Below are 16423 nucleotides of genomic sequence, written 5' to 3'. Positions count from 1 at the left end.
TTTATTATTTTTAAAGTCTTAAAAACCGAAGATCCGATATGAGTTGGAAAAACTACTTCTATTTTCAAAAAGGGGATAAAACAGCTATTATATTACTGCTGATCCTTATAGTAATAAGCGGAACAGCATATATTCTTACCAGACCTAAGGTTGACACAGAAAAACAGGCGGTCAATCCGGAATTCAGAAAGAAATTTGAAGATTTTCAGACTAATCTGGCTACAGACAGCACACACGACGACAAAAGTTTAGCGAATACCGAATATCCTCAATATCAGAGAACAAACAGATACCCTTATCAGCAAAAACTGAAACAAGGCGAAACCCTCGAACTAAACAGTGCTGATACTTCCGCGCTAAAGATGATTCCCAAAATAGGCAGTGGTTTTGCCAGCAGGATAGTCAAATACAGGGAATCTCTTGGCGGATATTTACACCTCGAACAACTAAAGGAAGTATGGGGTATGGATGATTACCTGTATAATGATATTGTTCCTTATATCACCTTATCGCCTAAGGCAAACAAGTTAAAGATCAACTCAATTAGTTTTCAGGAATTGCTGAAACATCCTTACATAAACTATAAGCAGGCACAGGTTATTATAGATATCCGCGAAAGGAAAGACAACATTTCCTCGATCAACAGGCTCGCATTACTCGACGAATTCTCTGAAAAGGATATTAAGAGACTAACGCCTTATCTATCATTCGACTAGATATAGTACTCTGCCATATCTATCAATCCGGCACGCATGGCATACTTGGTCGCTTCGTGCACATTATTCACCTCCAGTTTGCGGAATATATTCTTACGGTGGGTAATAACAGTATGGAAACTCAGGTTACGGTTTGCTGCAATTTCCTTGGTAGTCCGTCCTAATGCGATTTCCTTTAGTATTTCTTTTTCTGTTGAGGTAAGAATATGGTCGAGGCTATCCGAAACAGGCCTCTGACTCTGAAGCATCTGGTTTGTTACCCTGCCGCAGATAAATCTCTCGCCACGAAATATATGGGATATTCCGATGTTTATCTCGTCCAGTTCGCAATTTTTCAGTATCGCGCTGAAGGATTCGCTACTGAACAACAAACGGCGCAAGAAATCGTTGCTTAACTCGTCAGAGAACAAGAGCCAGTGTGAACGGGAGAAACGATATCCGACATTCAATAGTTCATCGACACCTGCAAAATCCGATAAGGTATAATCCAATACGACCAAAGAATCGGGGTACTGTATCAGGGATTTTATGAGATCGGGTTTACTACTGACATAATGAATGGAGGAGACCCTTTTGGTTTCCTTCAAAAGAGCCTCCATCCCTATACGGGTTATATCCTGGTTATCATATATCAGTATATCTTTCATCTTATAATTTCGATTAAAGTCGTATCAGCGATTAAAGAATTTGGAGAAGAACATCATCTGATAATCTATTGCGTTGTTCCAATACTCATGATTATGGGCCCCCGGACGGATTATGTAATCGTGCAATATATTCCGGTATAACATCTCCTTATGCAGTTCTTCATTCACTTTATAAAAGAAGTCATCCTTCCCACAGTCTATAACAATAGCCAGCGAATTAGGTTCAATTTTATCAAGCTGGGTGATAACAGTATGATCGTCCCAGACCTTAACATTTTGCTTATAGCTTCCAAGCCTGTCCTTCATATTCCAGTTATTAGGGAACGGGCGGATGTCAACACCGCCGCTCATTGAGCCACAGGCTCCGAAAACATCTGGATGATTAATCCCCAGCCATAATCCTCCATGACCTCCCATACTAAAACCTGTTACAGCCCGTCCTTTCGGAGAAGCTACTGTATTATAGTTCTTATCAATATAATCCACCAGTTCTGAACTGACATAAGTATCAAACTGCATTTTCGGATCTACCGGACTATCCCAGTACCAGCTATTCTGTCCATCGGGGCAAACAATGATCATCTGCCATTTGGTTGCATCCCGGGGTAGAGTCTTCTTGGTATGGTTTATCCAGCCATCATATTTTCCTCCATGTCCATGCAAAAGATAAAGTACAGGATATTTCTTATTATCCGATTTATTATACCCTTCGGGCAACACAACCACATTTTTTATATCCCGGTTCATCTTCTGACTGAACACCGCAATAGTATCTACAGTCTGCCCATAGACAGCAGACAGAGCAAAAGCAAGTAAAAAAACCAATACATCTAATCGCTTTTTCATTTCCTATATTATTTTTAAAGTTATAACCTAATCATTTATCTTCGGCTTTCCTGCCGAAGGATTTCTTTATCCACCGGGGAACAATCAACGCTCCCACAAACAAATAATTGTAATAAGTAAGTAAACGCCAAAGCAGAATAATCAATGGCACAACTCCTGCCAACGGGATGAATTCGCTCAAATATTGATTGAATATAAATTCACTGAAACCGCTTCCTCCCGGTGTGGGACTGACTACCATTACCACCCACATTATAAACTGGCGTGCAAATATCAACAAATTATTCCCCACATCGAAAAACGCCATAAATATGGCATTAACCACCAGATAGCGGGAACTCCATGATAAGACGGTTGCAACGATCAAAGGCCACCAAAAGGAAAACTTTTTCCCCCGAATTTCCCGTGAACTGACAACAAGATCATCACCTGCTTTTACAGCGCCTCTATGCCATCGCCTGAGAAAAGGCAGGCGAAACAGCTTTATTATCAGCCAGCGTATCGCCTGTGGACGAAAAAACAAGCCTACGACCAACACTGTACACAATAGCATCTTTATAAGATAAGCCGCAATAAAAAGAGTGAGAACACCTGTTCCAAAAGCCGTATTATCGGAAAACAACGTGTCGAATGGAATAAACAGAAGCAGGATGGGAAACGTGACAACGAAAAACATCTCATCGAGCAACAGGGTAACAAATACCATCGCCGTGCTGCGCCCTACCGGTACGCCTTCCTTGTTAATAAAAAGAATAGCCATAGTAGAGCCACCCACCGAAGACGGAGTAACAGCCGTGCCGAACTCTGCCAGCAAGGTGACCTTGATACACTGCTTCCATGATAGTTGTTTTTCTGTCAGATAACGGTAACGTATCACAAAGCCCACATCACGCCCGAGCATACAGCAAAGCGCCACAAAAATCCAAAATACGGTATGGCTTGTGACTGTTATCTGATTCAGATCATCGAGGTTGAATTCCCGGGTAAGCATATAACCGACAACACCCAACCCTATAAGAGTAGGCAGGATTATTTTCCATACGCTAAAACCCTGTGATTCTTTTTCCATTCCCAATAGTATCTGAGCCTACAAAAATAAGAAAACATTTGGTCTTTTCCTTTTCTTTCGTACATTTAAGGATTTATAAAAGTTTGCTTTACATTACTAAATAGTTATAATCAATATTGAATATCTTTATCTGTGATATAATGTCAAAGACCTCCCTAAAGCAGAGACTATGACAAAACTAAAAAATAGCGAAAAACTTGTCAGTATTGTCAGGTTTTGTTTACTGCTAACTGTTAACTGACAAAAGTGTAACTTTTGTAACTTTTTTGTTAAAAATAAGATGGACAACAGACACCTATACAAGATCAAAACCCTCTTTATCTCCCTATGGGACAGATACAAAAAAAGCAAGATGAAATACCGCATAGGTATTCCTATATGTCTGGTATTACTTGTATGGTACATAGTCTGTCTGCCGTCTCCACTGTTCGAAGTCCCATATAGTACTGTTGTTTCCGACAGGCACGGGGAATTACTTGGAGCACGCATAGCCAATGATCAGCAATGGCGTTTCCCCGAAGCGGATTCCATTCCCGAAAAATACGAGATATGTGTAACCGAATTCGAGGACAGATATTTCCGTAAACACTGGGGAGTAAATCCACTGGCCATTGCCCGTGCCATGAAGCAAAATATGAGTAACGGACGAATCGTAAGCGGAGCCAGTACGTTAACCATGCAGGCTATACGCCTTTCTCGTAAAGAAAGCCGCACATTCGGCGAAAAATTTATTGAGATGATCCTTGCCTCCCGTTTGGAGTTTTCTTTCTCTAAAGATGAGATATTAGCTCTTTATGCTTCCCACGCACCGATGGGTGGAAATGTGGTAGGAATAGAGGCTGCTTCGTGGAGGTATTTCGGGCATCAAGCGGCAACACTTTCGTGGGCAGAAGCGGCTACTCTGGCAGTTTTACCCAATTCTCCCACCCTTATGCACTTCGGGCGCAACAGGGATAAGCTGCTGACAAAAAGGAACAGATTACTGGAACAACTATATAACCGCAACATCCTGGATAAAGTGGATTATGAACTGGCTATATCAGAGCCTCTGCCATTTCAGCCTCACCCGTTACCTCAGACAGCGCCGCACCTTGTTACCCGTATATACCAGGAACAGGGAGGAAAACATATTATTTCTACTATTGACAAATATCAACAGGACCGGACAGAATCTATCCTTAGCCGATGGAATGCTGAGTTTGCGCAGAATGGAATCAAGAATATTGCCGCCATAATCTTCGATGTAGAGAAAAACGAAGTGGTCGCATATTGTGGAAATGTGGATTTCGAGAATATCAATTCGGGTAATCAGGTAGACATCATACAAGCACCCCGCAGTACCGGCAGCATATTGAAGCCATTCTTGTACTGCGCTATGTTACAGGAAGGACAACTGCTACCCGATCAGCTGTTACCCGATGTTCCGATCAATCTGAATGGCTTCGCCCCAAAAAACTTCAGCCTGCAATATGACGGGGCGACTCATGCATCCGAAGCCTTAGCCCGTTCATTAAATGTGCCGTTCGTGGTTTCATTAAGAAAGTACAGCGTACCCAAATTCTACAACATCCTGAAAAGGGCCGGAATGACCACACTGAACCGTCCGGCCGACAATTACGGGCTGTCGCTTATTTTAGGGGGTGCTGAAGGTAAATTATGGGATATAAGTTACATGTACCTCAAAATGGCACAACAACTCAATCTGTTCAATGAGGAAGGCCGGTATTTCCATATGCCTAAACCCACCTATATCCTGAATGAGGAGAATAATGAAAAAAGAGAACGCGATTACAGCCCTCTGTTCTCTGCCGGGGCTATCTGGCAGACATTCGATGCCCTTACTAATGTGAACCGTCCCGAAGAGATCGACTGGCGGGATATCCCGTCCATACAAAAAATAGCATGGAAAACAGGAACCAGTTTCGGTTTTCGCGATGGGTGGGCAGTAGGAGCCAATTCCAAATATGTTGTTGGAGTATGGGTGGGTAATTCTGACGGTGAAGGCCGCCCCGGATTGACAGGCGCACGTACGGCAGGAATGGTGATGTTTGATATTTTCAATTCACTCCCTCAAAGCCGGTGGTTCGAAATGCCGGAAGGGGATTTTGTTAAAGCCGAAATATGTCACGAAAGCGGTTGCCTGAAAGGAATGAATTGCCCCGATACGGAGATTGACACGGTATGGGTTGTGAAAAAAGGGCGTGAAGCCAGTGTATGTGTATATCATAAGCGGGTACATCTGTCAGAAGATATGAAGTATCAGGTATATGAAGACTGCGCCGGCAACAGGGGGATTATCCACACATCCTGGTTCATATTGCCTCCCTCGTGGGAATGGTATTATAAAGAACAACATCCTGACTATCGTCCACTCCCACCCTATTCCCCCGAATGCAGGAAAGATCAGGATGTGAGACCAATGGAATTTCTATATCCTTTCCCTAATGCAATAATAAGCCTGCCAAAGCAACTTGATGGCTCACCGGGACAACTGGTATTCGAACTGGCACACAGAAATCCTCAAACGCGTGTATTCTGGCACCTTGATGGAGAATATATCGGGGAAACCCAGCACTTCCATAAAAAAGAGTACAGCCCGTCTAAAGGGGAGCATTCTTTAACTGTTGTTGATGAATCGGGAAATAGTCTAAGCACAAAATTTAATATAAAATAAAAAAAACAGAATTTTAACAACGCAACCATTCAACTGATCATCAATAACATAAAAACAATACTTTAATTTTCTTTCATTTTTTTTCAAAAAATATTTATTTGTAATGCAACGTTTCCACAAAACCTTCATCTTTATATTAGAAAGTAAATAATACATTTGCTTGAAAAGACTTCCCAACCTTGACACAAAACTTGCGAAACTTTTATATGGGAGGCATCTGCTACTTATGACCAACCGTAAAAAAAAATTTTAGAAAACTACTTTATCAAGCAAAAAGAAAGTATCCTGATTCTCAGGATACTTTCTTTTTTATATAACATCGAATAAATCTTTATTCTTCTGTTTTAGGTTTTTCTTCAGCCACAGGAGCTTCTGCTTTCGGAGCAACTTCAGCCGCAACATCTTCAATTACAGGAAGAGATTCCGGAGCAACTTCCAAAGCTTCTACTTCTTCTACCTTAGCTTCTTCCACTACTTTTTCAGCTTTCGCTTTCTTTGCAGTTTCTTTAGCAGCTACAGGTTCGTCAGCTGTTTTCTTCGATCTACGGGTTCTACCTTTCGATGCAGCAGCTTTCTTCTCTTTCAGCATGTTTTCGTTGTAGTCTACCAACTCGATAAAACACATCGAAGCGTTATCTCCCAAACGGTTTCCTGTTTTGATAATACGGGTATATCCTCCCGGACGATCAGCTATCTTTTGAGATATATTCTGGAATAGCTCGGTTACTGCATGCTTATTTTGAAGATCCTGAAAAACCAAACGTCTTGAATGAGTCGTATCTTCCTTCGACTTTGTGATGATAGGCTCAACAACTTTTCTCAAAGCCTTAGCCTTTGCTACAGTCGTAAAGATACGCTTGTTAGGGCTTAGGATTAAAGAGGCGCACATATTTGACAACATAGCGTTTCTATGTGCACTTTTACGGCCTAAGTGGTTTATTTTTTTATTATGTCTCATGTCACTTACTAATCTTTATCTAATTTATATTTAGAAATATCCATTCCGAAGGAAAGGCTCAGACTATCCAACAGTTCATCAAGCTCGGTAAGTGATTTCTTACCAAAGTTGCGGAACTTAAGAAGGTCATTCTTGTTGAATTGCACAAGTTCACCCAATGTTTCTACTTCAGCAGACTTCAAACAGTTGAGTGCACGAACCGAAAGGTTCATATCCGACAACTTGGTTTTCAGTAACTGACGCATATGCAGGATTTCTTCATCGAATTCTTCGTTTCCGTCCACTTCGCTTTGCTCCAGAAGAATTTTCTCATCTGAGAACAACATAAAGTGATGGATAAGAATCTTTGCAGCTTCTTTCAATGCATCTTTCGGATGAATCGATCCATCGGTTGCTATTTCTATCACAAGTTTCTCATAGTCCGTTTTCTGCTCTACACGATAGTTTTCAATCATGTATTTTACATTACGGATCGGAGTATAAATAGAGTCAATAGCTATAACATTAACATCGTCGGACAGATTGCGATTTTCATCGGCAGGTACATACCCACGGCCTTTGTTAATATTCAACTCGATTTGGAAGCTTGCATTTTTGTCTAAATGACAAATTTCAAGATCAGGGTTCAATACTTCAAATCCTGACAGATGCTTGCCTATATCTCCAGCTTTGAATACTTCGGTACCTGAGACTGTAATACTCACCTTCTCGTTTTCGATCTCTTCTACGATTTGCTTGAATCGAACTTGTTTCAAGTTCAGTATGATGTTTGTAACATCTTCTATAACACCGGGTACTGTAGCAAATTCATGCTCCACACCATCGATTTTTATAGAAGTTATAGCAAAACCTTCCAGAGATGAAAGCAGAATACGGCGCAAAGCATTACCTACAGTAATACCATAGCCGGGTTCTAACGGACGGAATTCAAATCTTCCGAAGAAGTCGTCCGCTTCTAACATCAATACTTTATCCGGTTTTTGAAATGCTAATATAGCCATGAATTTAATTAATTTTTAGAATACAACTCTACGATCAACTGTTCTTTAATGTTTTCAGGGATGTCCGCTCTTTCAGGAATATGAAGGTATTTTCCTGTCATAGTAGTCTGATCCCATTCGATCCAAGGGTATTTACTATGGTTGAAACCTGACAACGCTTCGCTGACAACTTCAAGTGATTTTGATTTCTCACGTACACCTATCAATTGACCCGGTTTCACTGTATATGAAGGGATATTCACAACAGATCCGTTAACCACAATGTGACGGTGCGAAACCAACTGACGTGCTGCTGCTCTTGTAGGAGCTATTCCTAAGCGGAAAACAACGTTATCAAGTCTTGATTCCAACATTTGAAGAAGAACTTCCCCTGTGATACCACGAGAGCTAAGTGCTTTATCAAACATGTTGCGGAATTGTTTTTCAAGGACACCATAAGTGTATTTTGCTTTTTGCTTTTCACGCAATTGAATACCGTACTCTGACGATTTCTTCTTTCTTCCGTTACCATGTTGTCCCGGAGGATAATTCTTTTTAGAAAGAACTTTGTCAGGTCCGAATATTGGCTCTCCGAATTTACGGGCGATTTTTGATTTTGGTCCAGTATATCTTGCCATTTCTTTTCTAATTAATAATTGATGAAAGCTAAAATTGTGCAGCCGCGATTACAGAGAGGGTTTGCTTGTAATCAAATTCACAACTTCAATTTTCAATTTTCTGATTTGATTAAACTCTTCTGTGTTTTGGAGGACGACATCCGTTATGTGGAAGCGGAGTAACATCAACGATTTCTGTTACTTCGATACCTGCTGCATGAATAGTACGGATAGCAGACTCACGTCCGTTGCCCGGTCCTTTTACAAATACTTTTACTTTTCTCAATCCTAAATCAAATGCCACTTTAGCGCAATCTGATGCTGCCATCTGAGCTGCATAAGGTGTGTTCTTCTTAGAACTTCTGAAACCCATTTTCCCTGCCGAAGACCAGCTGATAACCTGGCCATCGCTGTTTGTAAGCGAGATAATGATATTGTTGAAAGATGAATGCACATGAGCTTGTCCGATTGCATCCACTTTAACGTTCCTCTTTTTCGCTGCGACTGTTTTTTTTGCCATATCAAATTAATTATTTTGTAGCTTTTTTCTTGTTAGCAACAGTTTTCTTTCTACCCTTACGTGTACGGGCATTGTTTTTAGTACTCTGACCTCTTACAGGTAATCCGATACGGTGACGGATACCTCTGTAACAACCTATATCCATCAATCGCTTGATGTTAAGTTGTACTTCTGAACGCAAGTCTCCTTCTACTTTGAACTGAGTACCGATAATTTCACGCACTGCTCCGGCCTGATCATCTGTCCAGTCCTTTACCTTGATATCTCTATCAATACCTGCTTCCGCAAGAATTTTATTAGCAGAACTACGACCGATACCATAAATGTATGTCAAGGCTATTTCGCCTCTCTTATTTTGTGGTAAATCGACACCAACTATTCTTATTGCCATATATTTTTTCGATTAATTTGCAAAATTAATAAATTATCCCTGACGTTGTTTGAACTTAGGATTTTTTTTGTTAATTACGTATAAGCGACCTTTTCTTCTTACAATCTTGCAATCAGCAGTACGCTTTTTCAATGATGCTCTTACTTTCATATCTTTGTTTGTTTTTTATTTGTATCTGAATGAAATCCGTCCTTTGGTTAAATCATAAGGAGACATTTCCACACGTACCCTGTCACCCGGAAGTATTTTAATATAGTGCATACGCATCTTTCCCGAGATGTGTGCTGTTATTTCGTGTCCGTTTTCGAGTTCGACACGAAACATAGCGTTGGATAGTGCTTCAACGATAACTCCGTCTTGTTCTATTGCTGCCTGTTTAGCCATATTAATTCTTTAATGATTACTTTTTTAGATTGCGTTTTCTCCTAAAACTGCTTCAGCATATTCAAAAGTCGATAGTATATCAGCTTTTCCCTGACGGATAGCTACTGTGTGCTCGAAATGCGCTGAAGGTTTGCGGTCTTTTGTTCTCACTGTCCAACCATCGCTTTCGAATACCACGTTCTTGCTGCCCATATTGATCATTGGCTCTATGGCAATGCACATTCCTTTCTTTAGTAAAGGACCCACTCCGTGGCGGCCATAGTTAGGCACTTCAGGAGCTTCGTGCATTTTACGTCCTATTCCATGGCCGACTAATTCGCGAACGACAGAATAGCCACGTTTTTCACAATATGTCTGAACAGCTTCACCGATATCGCCAACGCGATTACCTTCTACAGCTTTTTCTATTCCTAAGTATAAAGCTTCTTTTGTTGTTCTCAGCAGTTTCTTTACGTCTTCTGATACTTCGCCTACACAGAATGTATAGGCTGAGTCTCCACAGAAACCATTCTTTTCGGTACCGCAATCAACAGATATTATATCGCCCTCTTTCAACACATAGTCGGAAGGGAAACCGTGCACAACATTTTCGTTTACCGAAATACACAATGAATAAGGGAAGCCGTTATATCCCAGAAAGGATGGTATAGCTCCATGGTCGCGAATAAATTCTTCGGCGATCTTATCCAGTGAGATTGTTGTTACTCCCGGCTTGATATGCTTGGCAAGTTCACCTTGTGTCATTCCCACAAGGCGGTTTGCTTCACGCATCAATTCGATTTCTTCATCTGTTTTAAGAAATATCATCTAATTTTCCTCCTTAATATGCCGCAATTGAACCTGAACGACCTTTGATCCTTCCGGATTTCAATAACCCATCGTAATGTCTCATCAGCAGGTGACTCTCTACTTGTTGTAATGTATCCAGAACAACACCCACAAGAATCAACAATGATGTTCCTCCAAAGAATTGGGAGAATTCACGGCTTACTCCGAAATAGCTGGCAAAAGCAGGCAAAATAGCCACTAACGCCAGGAATAATGATCCCGGGAATGTGATGCGGGACATAATCGAGTCGATATAATCCGCTGTTTTCTTTCCGGGTTTAATTCCAGGTATAAATCCATTGTTTCTCTTCAATTCGTCGGCCATCTGAACAGGATTGATAGTTACCGCAGTATAGAACCAAGTAAAGGCAATGATAAGCAATGCCAGAACAACATTATACAACACGCTTGTGTGATCGGTAAAAGATCCCAGTATACCTGTCTTTTCGGTAGAAAATCCTGCCAACATAACCGGAACCATCATAATAGCCTGAGCAAAGATGATCGGCATCACGTTAGCCGCATTTACCTTCAGTGGTATATATTGACGCGCTCCGCCGTATTGTTTGTTACCAACAACTCTTTTAGCATATTGTACAGGTATTTTGCGTGTACCCTGCACCAAAAGGATTGCACCGCATACGATAAGCAGTAACAACACTATTTCGGCCAGGAACATTACAAGACCTCCGGCAGGGCTTGCCAGACGTGACGAAAACTCACCAATAAGAGCATGTGGCAAACGAGCGATGATACCGACAAGGATGATAAATGACACCCCGTTTCCGATACCTTTGTCTGTTATACGCTCACCCAACCAAAGAACAAACATACTACCTCCGGCCAAAATAATGGTAGAAGGTACAAGGAATGTCCATGAGCTTGGTGCTGCAGGCCCCAGTGCACCTAACAGATAAGCCGGTCCCTGTACAAGGAGTATGGCGACTGTCAGATAGCGGGTATATTGATTCATTTTGGTACGTCCGCTTTCTCCTTCTCTCTGCAGTTTCTGGAAATAAGGTAATGCCATTCCAAGCAACTGCATCACGATGGATGCAGAGATGTATGGCATGATTCCCAGCGCAAAGATTGAAGCATTAGCAAATGCACCTCCCGAAAACATATCCAGAATTCCCATCAATCCGCCGGCAGTCATCGAATGAAGTTTCTCTAACTGTTCCGGATCGACACCAGGAAGAACAATATGCACTCCGAAGCGATAGATCACTACGAAAAAGAAGGTTGTGAGGAGTCTTTTTCTCAGGTCCTCAATCTTCGATATATTTTGCAGTGTTTGTATAAATCCCATCTTACTTCAGTTTTGTTGCTGTTCCACCTGTAGCCTGTATAGCTTCTTCTGCTTTTTTAGAGAATGCATGAACTTCTACGTCTATTTTAGCTGTAAGTGTTCCGTTCCCTAGTATTTTCACTAAATGTTTTGCTGAGATAAAACCAGCTTCGATCAATGTTTGCACATCGATTTTTGTAAGGTTCTTATCTTCTGCTAACTTTTGCAATACATCCAGATTGATCGGTTTGTATTCAATGCGGTTAAGGCTCTTGAAACCGTATTTAGGAAGACGACGTTGAAGTGGCATCTGACCTCCTTCAAATCCGATCTTTCTTGAATAACCCGATCTGGACTTAGCTCCTTTATGACCTCTTGTGGAAGTACCACCTAAACCCGAACCCGTACCACGGCCGATTCTTTTTCTGGTTTTAGTAGCACCTGTTGCAGGCCTCAAATTTGATAAACTCATAATGTATATGTTTTTTTATCTTTTTAAACTAATTTTATTCTACAACAGTAACCAAGTGGCTAACTTTGTTGATCATACCTCTGATAGCAGGTGTATCTTCGTGTTCTTTCACACGGTTCAACTTCTTAAGGCCAAGAGCGTCTAATGTACGCTTTTGATCGATAGGACAGTTGATTCTGCTTCTTACTTGTTTAATTTTAATTTTTGCCATAATAATGATTCTTTGCAAATTAACCTTTAAACACTTTTTCCATAGATACTCCTCTGTTCTGAGCCACTGTGTATGCATCTCTGAGTTCACCCAAAGCTTCGATTGTAGCTTTCACAAGGTTGTGAGGGTTTGACGAACCTTTCGATTTTGCCAACACGTCTGTTACTCCGACACTTTCAAGTACGGCACGCATCGCACCCCCTGCTTTTACCCCTGTACCGGGAGCAGCCGGACGGATCATTACCTCTGATCCACCGAAACGGGCGATTTGCTCGTGAGGAACGGTTCCTTTAAGTACCGGAACCTTGATAAGGTTTTTCTTTGCAGCTTCAACTCCTTTAGCAATGGCTGTTGTTACCTCACCGGCTTTACCAAGACCCCAGCCTACGATACCATCTTCATTTCCTACAACTACGATAGCAGCGAAGCTGAATGTACGACCTCCCTTTGTTACTTTCGTAACACGGTTGATAGCTACTAGTCTATCTTTTAACTCGATGTCGTTAGTCGATTTTACTCTATTGTTAACTCCTGCCATTTCTATTAAAATTTAAGTCCACCGTTACGGGCAGCATCTGCCAATTCTTTAATTCTGCCATGATACAAATAACCGTTACGGTCAAATACCACAGCTGTGATTCCAGCTTCCTGAGCATTTTTAGCGATTAGTTCACCAACTTTTGCAGCGATTTCTTTTTTAGGTGCTTTGTCTGTTAATTTAAGAGACGAAGCTGCCGCTAAAGTTTTTCCTGTCAAATCGTCGATAACCTGCGCATAGATTTGCTTGTTGCTTCTGAATACTGTCAGACGCGGACGTTCGGCAGTTCCAGTGATCTTGCCGCGTACGCGCATCTTTATTTTATTTCTTCTTTCTGTCTTTGTTACCATGATTACTACAGTTTATGAATTATTTACCTGCGGCTTTACCAGACTTGCGACGGATAACTTCTCCAACAAATCGTATACCTTTTCCTTTATAAGGTTCCGGTTTACGGAATGAACGGATTTTGGCACAAACCTGACCTATCAGTTGCTTATCGCATGATTCAAGGATGATCAGCGGATTTTTATTCCTTTCGGATTTGGTTTCCAGCTTAACTTCAGCAGGCAGTAGCATAAAGATATTATGCGTATAACCTAAAGAAAGTTCGAGAAGCTGACCTGTGTTTGATGCACGGTAACCTACTCCGACTAATTCCAGCTCCTTGCGATATCCTTCAGAAACTCCAACAATCATATTGTTGATCAGCGATCTGTACAATCCATGTAAAGAGCGATGAGCTTTTTCGTCTGACGGGCGTGCTACTGACAACACTCCGTCTTCAACGGAAACTTTAATATCTGGATTAACATCTTGCGATAGTTCTCCTTTAGGGCCTTTCACCGTAACTACGTTGTCCTTACCTACTGTAACTGTAACGCCAGCGGGAAGGTTAATGGGTAATTTTCCTATTCTTGACATAACTTACTATCCTCCCTCTTAATTAATAAACATAACATAATACTTCACCGCCAACTTTAAGTTCGCGTGCTTCTTTGTCTGTCATCACTCCTTTCGAGGTAGATACTACAGCTACACCCAGCCCGTTGAGTACACGTGGCAGGTCTTTATACCCTACATATTTACGAAGTCCCGGAGTAGAAACACGGATCAATTTCTTAATCGCGTTTACTTTATTTACAGGATCGTATTTCAAGGCTATTTTGATAGAGCCCTGAGGTCCTTCATCTACAAACTTAAAATTAAGGATGTAGCCTTTTTCGAAGAGAATTTTTGTAATCTCTTTCTTCAAATTTGACGCAGGGATTTCTACAACCCTGTGGTTTGCCATGATAGCATTTCTCACACGCGTCAAATAGTCTGCTATTGGATCTGTCATGATTAAATGATTTAAATTAATCCCGCCTACCGGGACAATATTTAAAAAAATTATGAATGATGAATTAAGAATTATAAATTGGAAATCAGAAATAGCATCAATTCTTCATTCTTCATTTATAATTCATAATTCTTTATTTTACCAGCTTGCTTTCTTCACTCCCGGTATAAGTCCTTTGGATGCCATTTCGCGGAATTGAATACGCGAAATTCCGAATTGGCGGATGTAGCCTTTCGGACGGCCTGTAAGGCTGCAGCGATTGTGCATACGTACAGGTGAAGCATTCTTAGGCAGAGCTTGCAGCGCTTCGTAATCGCCATCGGCTTTCAGTTGCGCTCTTTTGGCTGCGTATTTAGCAACCAGTTTTGCTCTTTTTACCTCGCGAGCTTTCATTGATTCTTTTGCCATATTATATCACTTCTTTTTTTGCGTTCTTAAATGGTAAACCGAACTCTTTCAGTAGGGCATAACCTTCTTCATCTGTTTTTGCAGAGGTTACAAAGGTAATATTCATTCCCAAAATACGACTAATATTGTCAATATTTATTTCAGGGAAGATTATTTGCTCTTCGATACCCAAAGTATAGTTTCCACGTCCGTCAAGCTTGCTTTCGATACCTTTAAAGTCACGGATACGAGGCAATGCCACACGAACAAGCCTTTCAAGAAACTCATACATCTTGTCGTGGCGAAGTGTTACCATCACACCGATTGGCATTTTCTTACGCAACTTGAAGTTCGAGATATCTTTCTTTGAGTATGTTGCTACTGCTTTCTGCCCTGTGATAGTTGTGATCTCGTTTATGGCTGTTTCGATGATTTTTTTATCTGCGACAGCTATTCCCAAGCCTTGGTTTACAACTATTTTTTTCAACACAGGAACCTGCATTGTCGATTTATAACCGAATTCTTTCATCAAAGAAGAAACAATACGGTCTTTATATTCCGTTCTAAGAGTTGTTGTATTGCTCATTATTTAATTTCCTCCCCTGATTTTTTAGAATAACGTACTAACTTCCCGTCCACTTCTTTACGGCCGATACGCGTAGGTTTTCCCGATTTAGGGTCTACTACGTTCAGGTTTGAGATATGAATAGGAGCTTCTTTTTTTTCTATTCCTCCCTGAGGATTTTTAGCGTTAGGCTTAGCATGTTTCGATACCATGTTGAGGCCTTCTACGATAGCGCGTTGTTTTTCAACCAGCACTTTCAGTACACGGCCTGTTTTACCTTTATCGACACCGGTATTCACATAAACTATATCGCCTTTTTTGATATGTAATTTACTCATTGCTTTATTAGTTTTATTGAATTAAAGTACCTCTGGTGCCAATGAAACAATTTTCATGTTAGTTGCACGAAGTTCGCGGGCAACCGGTCCGAAAATACGGCTTCCTCTGATATCGCCTGCTGCATTTAGCAATACACAAGCGTTGTCATCGAAACGTATATAAGAACCATCTGCACGACGGATTTCTTTTTTTGTGCGAACGATGATCGCTTTTGTTACAGTACCTTTCTTTACATCACTCGAAGGGATTACATTCTTGATAGCAACCACAATCACATCCCCTACCGACGCATAGCGTCTTCTTGTTCCGCCTAGTACGCGGATACATAAGCATTCTCTAGCTCCACTGTTGTCAGTAACTACTAGTCTTGATTCTTGTTGTATCATAATTATTTAGCCCTTTCGATTATTTCTACCAGTCTCCATCTCTTAGTTTTACTCAACGGACGAGTTTCCATGATGCGTACTGTGTCGCCAATGTTGCACTCGTTCTTTTCGTCATGAGCGTGATATTTCTTCGTCTTGTTAACGAATTTTCCGTACATAGGGTGTTTTTCTTTCCATTTTACAGCAACTGTAACGGTCTTATCCATTTTATTACTGAAAACGACCCCGATTCTTTCTTTTCTTAAATTTCTCGTTTCCATCAGCT

24 protein-coding genes and 1 pseudogene are annotated in these 16423 nt (G+C 41.0%); 2 read left to right on the top strand and 23 right to left on the bottom strand.

Annotation, left to right across the window (positions count from 1 at the left end; translation table 11 throughout):
- The first annotated feature begins 38 nt into the window (after nt 1-38).
- On the top strand, nt 39-716 hold the full coding sequence (locus tag GGR21_RS11380; RefSeq protein ID WP_183307350.1) for a helix-hairpin-helix domain-containing protein: 678 nt from the start codon (nt 39-41) through the stop codon (nt 714-716).
- On the opposite strand, the gene GGR21_RS11375 is transcribed toward GGR21_RS11380, so the two are convergent.
- The 3 genes from GGR21_RS11375 to GGR21_RS11365 are packed head-to-tail and all read right to left on the bottom strand — an operon-like array spanning nt 713 to nt 3278.
- On the bottom strand, nt 713-1363 hold the full coding sequence (locus GGR21_RS11375; protein ID WP_183307349.1) for a response regulator transcription factor: 651 nt from the start codon (nt 1361-1363) through the stop codon (nt 713-715). The two genes, GGR21_RS11380 and GGR21_RS11375, sit on opposite strands and share 4 nt — an antisense overlap.
- Nucleotides 1364-1387: 24 nt before the next feature.
- Complete coding sequence (locus GGR21_RS11370; protein ID WP_183307348.1) at nt 1388-2209, bottom strand: alpha/beta hydrolase; 822 nt, start codon at nt 2207-2209, stop codon at nt 1388-1390.
- A gap of 31 nt (nt 2210-2240) precedes the next feature.
- Entirely contained in the window at nt 2241-3278 is a 1038-nt protein-coding gene (locus GGR21_RS11365; protein WP_183307347.1) for a lysylphosphatidylglycerol synthase transmembrane domain-containing protein, read from the bottom strand.
- A 352-nt stretch (nt 3279-3630) separates the two neighbouring features.
- Here GGR21_RS11365 and pbpC point away from each other — a divergent pair, with 352 nt between their 5' ends.
- On the top strand, nt 3631-5952 hold the full coding sequence (gene pbpC / locus GGR21_RS11360) for a penicillin-binding protein 1C (RefSeq protein WP_394353483.1): 2322 nt from the start codon (nt 3631-3633) through the stop codon (nt 5950-5952).
- A gap of 451 nt (nt 5953-6403) precedes the next feature.
- Here pbpC and rplQ read toward each other — a convergent pair.
- From rplQ to rpsQ, 20 genes and pseudogenes are all read right to left on the bottom strand, one after another.
- A pseudogene (gene rplQ / locus GGR21_RS11355) lies at nt 6404-6910 on the bottom strand (50S ribosomal protein L17); the annotation flags it as partial.
- Between the two features lie 8 nt (nt 6911-6918).
- Nucleotides 6919-7911: a DNA-directed RNA polymerase subunit alpha gene (locus GGR21_RS11350; protein ID WP_183307344.1), complete on the bottom strand. Its 993-nt coding sequence runs from the start codon at nt 7909-7911 to the stop codon at nt 6919-6921.
- Between the two features lie 8 nt (nt 7912-7919).
- The gene (gene rpsD / locus GGR21_RS11345) at nt 7920-8528 is read right to left on the bottom strand and encodes a 30S ribosomal protein S4 (RefSeq protein ID WP_183307343.1); all 609 of its coding nucleotides are present in this window, start codon (nt 8526-8528) and stop codon (nt 7920-7922) included.
- A 109-nt stretch (nt 8529-8637) separates the two neighbouring features.
- Nucleotides 8638-9027 carry a 30S ribosomal protein S11 gene (gene rpsK / locus GGR21_RS11340; protein ID WP_163307543.1) on the bottom strand — a complete coding sequence of 130 codons (390 nt, stop codon included), beginning with the start codon at nt 9025-9027 and terminating at the stop codon, nt 8638-8640.
- 10 nt (nt 9028-9037) lie between these two features.
- Nucleotides 9038-9418, bottom strand: coding sequence for a 30S ribosomal protein S13 (rpsM, locus tag GGR21_RS11335; protein WP_183307342.1), 381 nt, complete (start codon nt 9416-9418; stop codon nt 9038-9040).
- A 33-nt stretch (nt 9419-9451) separates the two neighbouring features.
- Nucleotides 9452-9568 carry a type B 50S ribosomal protein L36 gene (gene ykgO, locus GGR21_RS11330; protein ID WP_009433293.1) on the bottom strand — a complete coding sequence of 39 codons (117 nt, stop codon included), beginning with the start codon at nt 9566-9568 and terminating at the stop codon, nt 9452-9454.
- 15 nt (nt 9569-9583) lie between these two features.
- Nucleotides 9584-9802 (bottom strand): translation initiation factor IF-1, encoded by a 219-nt coding sequence (gene infA, locus GGR21_RS11325; RefSeq protein ID WP_183307341.1) that lies wholly within the window; start codon nt 9800-9802, stop codon nt 9584-9586.
- A 24-nt stretch (nt 9803-9826) separates the two neighbouring features.
- Nucleotides 9827-10609 (bottom strand): type I methionyl aminopeptidase, encoded by a 783-nt coding sequence (gene map / locus GGR21_RS11320; RefSeq protein WP_183307340.1) that lies wholly within the window; start codon nt 10607-10609, stop codon nt 9827-9829.
- 13 nt (nt 10610-10622) lie between these two features.
- The gene (secY, locus tag GGR21_RS11315; protein WP_183307339.1) at nt 10623-11939 is read right to left on the bottom strand and encodes a preprotein translocase subunit SecY; all 1317 of its coding nucleotides are present in this window, start codon (nt 11937-11939) and stop codon (nt 10623-10625) included.
- Nucleotide 11940: 1 nt separating this feature from the next.
- Nucleotides 11941-12390 carry a 50S ribosomal protein L15 gene (gene rplO / locus GGR21_RS11310; protein ID WP_183307338.1) on the bottom strand — a complete coding sequence of 150 codons (450 nt, stop codon included), beginning with the start codon at nt 12388-12390 and terminating at the stop codon, nt 11941-11943.
- 34 nt (nt 12391-12424) lie between these two features.
- Nucleotides 12425-12601: a 50S ribosomal protein L30 gene (gene rpmD / locus GGR21_RS11305; RefSeq protein ID WP_183307337.1), complete on the bottom strand. Its 177-nt coding sequence runs from the start codon at nt 12599-12601 to the stop codon at nt 12425-12427.
- A gap of 19 nt (nt 12602-12620) precedes the next feature.
- A complete protein-coding gene (gene rpsE, locus GGR21_RS11300; protein WP_050701990.1) occupies nt 12621-13139 on the bottom strand; it encodes a 30S ribosomal protein S5 in 519 nt (172 codons plus the stop codon).
- Between the two features lie 5 nt (nt 13140-13144).
- A complete protein-coding gene (rplR, locus tag GGR21_RS11295) occupies nt 13145-13489 on the bottom strand; it encodes a 50S ribosomal protein L18 (protein ID WP_183307336.1) in 345 nt (114 codons plus the stop codon).
- A 19-nt stretch (nt 13490-13508) separates the two neighbouring features.
- The gene (rplF, locus tag GGR21_RS11290; RefSeq protein WP_183307335.1) at nt 13509-14063 is read right to left on the bottom strand and encodes a 50S ribosomal protein L6; all 555 of its coding nucleotides are present in this window, start codon (nt 14061-14063) and stop codon (nt 13509-13511) included.
- 22 nt (nt 14064-14085) lie between these two features.
- Nucleotides 14086-14481 (bottom strand): 30S ribosomal protein S8, encoded by a 396-nt coding sequence (gene rpsH / locus GGR21_RS11285; protein ID WP_183307334.1) that lies wholly within the window; start codon nt 14479-14481, stop codon nt 14086-14088.
- A 138-nt stretch (nt 14482-14619) separates the two neighbouring features.
- Nucleotides 14620-14889 carry a 30S ribosomal protein S14 gene (rpsN, locus tag GGR21_RS11280; protein WP_163307532.1) on the bottom strand — a complete coding sequence of 90 codons (270 nt, stop codon included), beginning with the start codon at nt 14887-14889 and terminating at the stop codon, nt 14620-14622.
- Between the two features lies 1 nt (nt 14890).
- Entirely contained in the window at nt 14891-15454 is a 564-nt protein-coding gene (rplE, locus tag GGR21_RS11275; RefSeq protein WP_183307333.1) for a 50S ribosomal protein L5, read from the bottom strand.
- A complete protein-coding gene (gene rplX / locus GGR21_RS11270; RefSeq protein WP_183307332.1) occupies nt 15454-15771 on the bottom strand; it encodes a 50S ribosomal protein L24 in 318 nt (105 codons plus the stop codon). The genes rplE and rplX overlap by 1 nt, the downstream gene beginning before the upstream one ends.
- A gap of 21 nt (nt 15772-15792) precedes the next feature.
- Nucleotides 15793-16158 (bottom strand): 50S ribosomal protein L14, encoded by a 366-nt coding sequence (rplN, locus tag GGR21_RS11265; protein ID WP_183307331.1) that lies wholly within the window; start codon nt 16156-16158, stop codon nt 15793-15795.
- Between the two features lie 2 nt (nt 16159-16160).
- Nucleotides 16161-16418, bottom strand: coding sequence for a 30S ribosomal protein S17 (gene rpsQ, locus GGR21_RS11260; protein WP_183307330.1), 258 nt, complete (start codon nt 16416-16418; stop codon nt 16161-16163).
- Between the last annotated feature and the right edge of the window lie 5 nt (nt 16419-16423).

It is taken from the genome of Dysgonomonas hofstadii (genome assembly GCF_014196915.1).
GTDB lineage: Bacteria > Bacteroidota > Bacteroidia > Bacteroidales > Dysgonomonadaceae > Dysgonomonas > Dysgonomonas hofstadii.
This window is presented reverse-complemented; position numbering and strand designations above follow the sequence as displayed.

Coding starts and splice junctions, on each gene's coding strand:
- GGR21_RS11380 (WP_183307350.1), top strand. CDS start 39: ATGAGTTGGAAAAACTACTTCTATTTTCAAAAAGGGGATAAAACAGCT.
- GGR21_RS11375 (WP_183307349.1), bottom strand. CDS start 1,363: ATGAAAGATATACTGATATATGATAACCAGGATATAACCCGTATAGGG.
- GGR21_RS11370 (WP_183307348.1), bottom strand. CDS start 2,209: ATGAAAAAGCGATTAGATGTATTGGTTTTTTTACTTGCTTTTGCTCTG.
- GGR21_RS11365 (WP_183307347.1), bottom strand. CDS start 3,278: ATGGAAAAAGAATCACAGGGTTTTAGCGTATGGAAAATAATCCTGCCT.
- pbpC (WP_394353483.1), top strand. CDS start 3,631: ATGAAATACCGCATAGGTATTCCTATATGTCTGGTATTACTTGTATGG.
- GGR21_RS11350 (WP_183307344.1), bottom strand. CDS start 7,911: ATGGCTATATTAGCATTTCAAAAACCGGATAAAGTATTGATGTTAGAA.
- rpsD (WP_183307343.1), bottom strand. CDS start 8,528: ATGGCAAGATATACTGGACCAAAATCAAAAATCGCCCGTAAATTCGGA.
- rpsK (WP_163307543.1), bottom strand. CDS start 9,027: ATGGCAAAAAAAACAGTCGCAGCGAAAAAGAGGAACGTTAAAGTGGAT.
- rpsM (WP_183307342.1), bottom strand. CDS start 9,418: ATGGCAATAAGAATAGTTGGTGTCGATTTACCACAAAATAAGAGAGGC.
- ykgO (WP_009433293.1), bottom strand. CDS start 9,568: ATGAAAGTAAGAGCATCATTGAAAAAGCGTACTGCTGATTGCAAGATT.
- infA (WP_183307341.1), bottom strand. CDS start 9,802: ATGGCTAAACAGGCAGCAATAGAACAAGACGGAGTTATCGTTGAAGCA.
- map (WP_183307340.1), bottom strand. CDS start 10,609: ATGATATTTCTTAAAACAGATGAAGAAATCGAATTGATGCGTGAAGCA.
- secY (WP_183307339.1), bottom strand. CDS start 11,939: ATGGGATTTATACAAACACTGCAAAATATATCGAAGATTGAGGACCTG.
- rplO (WP_183307338.1), bottom strand. CDS start 12,390: ATGAGTTTATCAAATTTGAGGCCTGCAACAGGTGCTACTAAAACCAGA.
- rpmD (WP_183307337.1), bottom strand. CDS start 12,601: ATGGCAAAAATTAAAATTAAACAAGTAAGAAGCAGAATCAACTGTCCT.
- rpsE (WP_050701990.1), bottom strand. CDS start 13,139: ATGGCAGGAGTTAACAATAGAGTAAAATCGACTAACGACATCGAGTTA.
- rplR (WP_183307336.1), bottom strand. CDS start 13,489: ATGGTAACAAAGACAGAAAGAAGAAATAAAATAAAGATGCGCGTACGC.
- rplF (WP_183307335.1), bottom strand. CDS start 14,063: ATGTCAAGAATAGGAAAATTACCCATTAACCTTCCCGCTGGCGTTACA.
- rpsH (WP_183307334.1), bottom strand. CDS start 14,481: ATGACAGATCCAATAGCAGACTATTTGACGCGTGTGAGAAATGCTATC.
- rpsN (WP_163307532.1), bottom strand. CDS start 14,889: ATGGCAAAAGAATCAATGAAAGCTCGCGAGGTAAAAAGAGCAAAACTG.
- rplE (WP_183307333.1), bottom strand. CDS start 15,454: ATGAGCAATACAACAACTCTTAGAACGGAATATAAAGACCGTATTGTT.
- rplX (WP_183307332.1), bottom strand. CDS start 15,771: ATGAGTAAATTACATATCAAAAAAGGCGATATAGTTTATGTGAATACC.
- rplN (WP_183307331.1), bottom strand. CDS start 16,158: ATGATACAACAAGAATCAAGACTAGTAGTTACTGACAACAGTGGAGCT.
- rpsQ (WP_183307330.1), bottom strand. CDS start 16,418: ATGGAAACGAGAAATTTAAGAAAAGAAAGAATCGGGGTCGTTTTCAGT.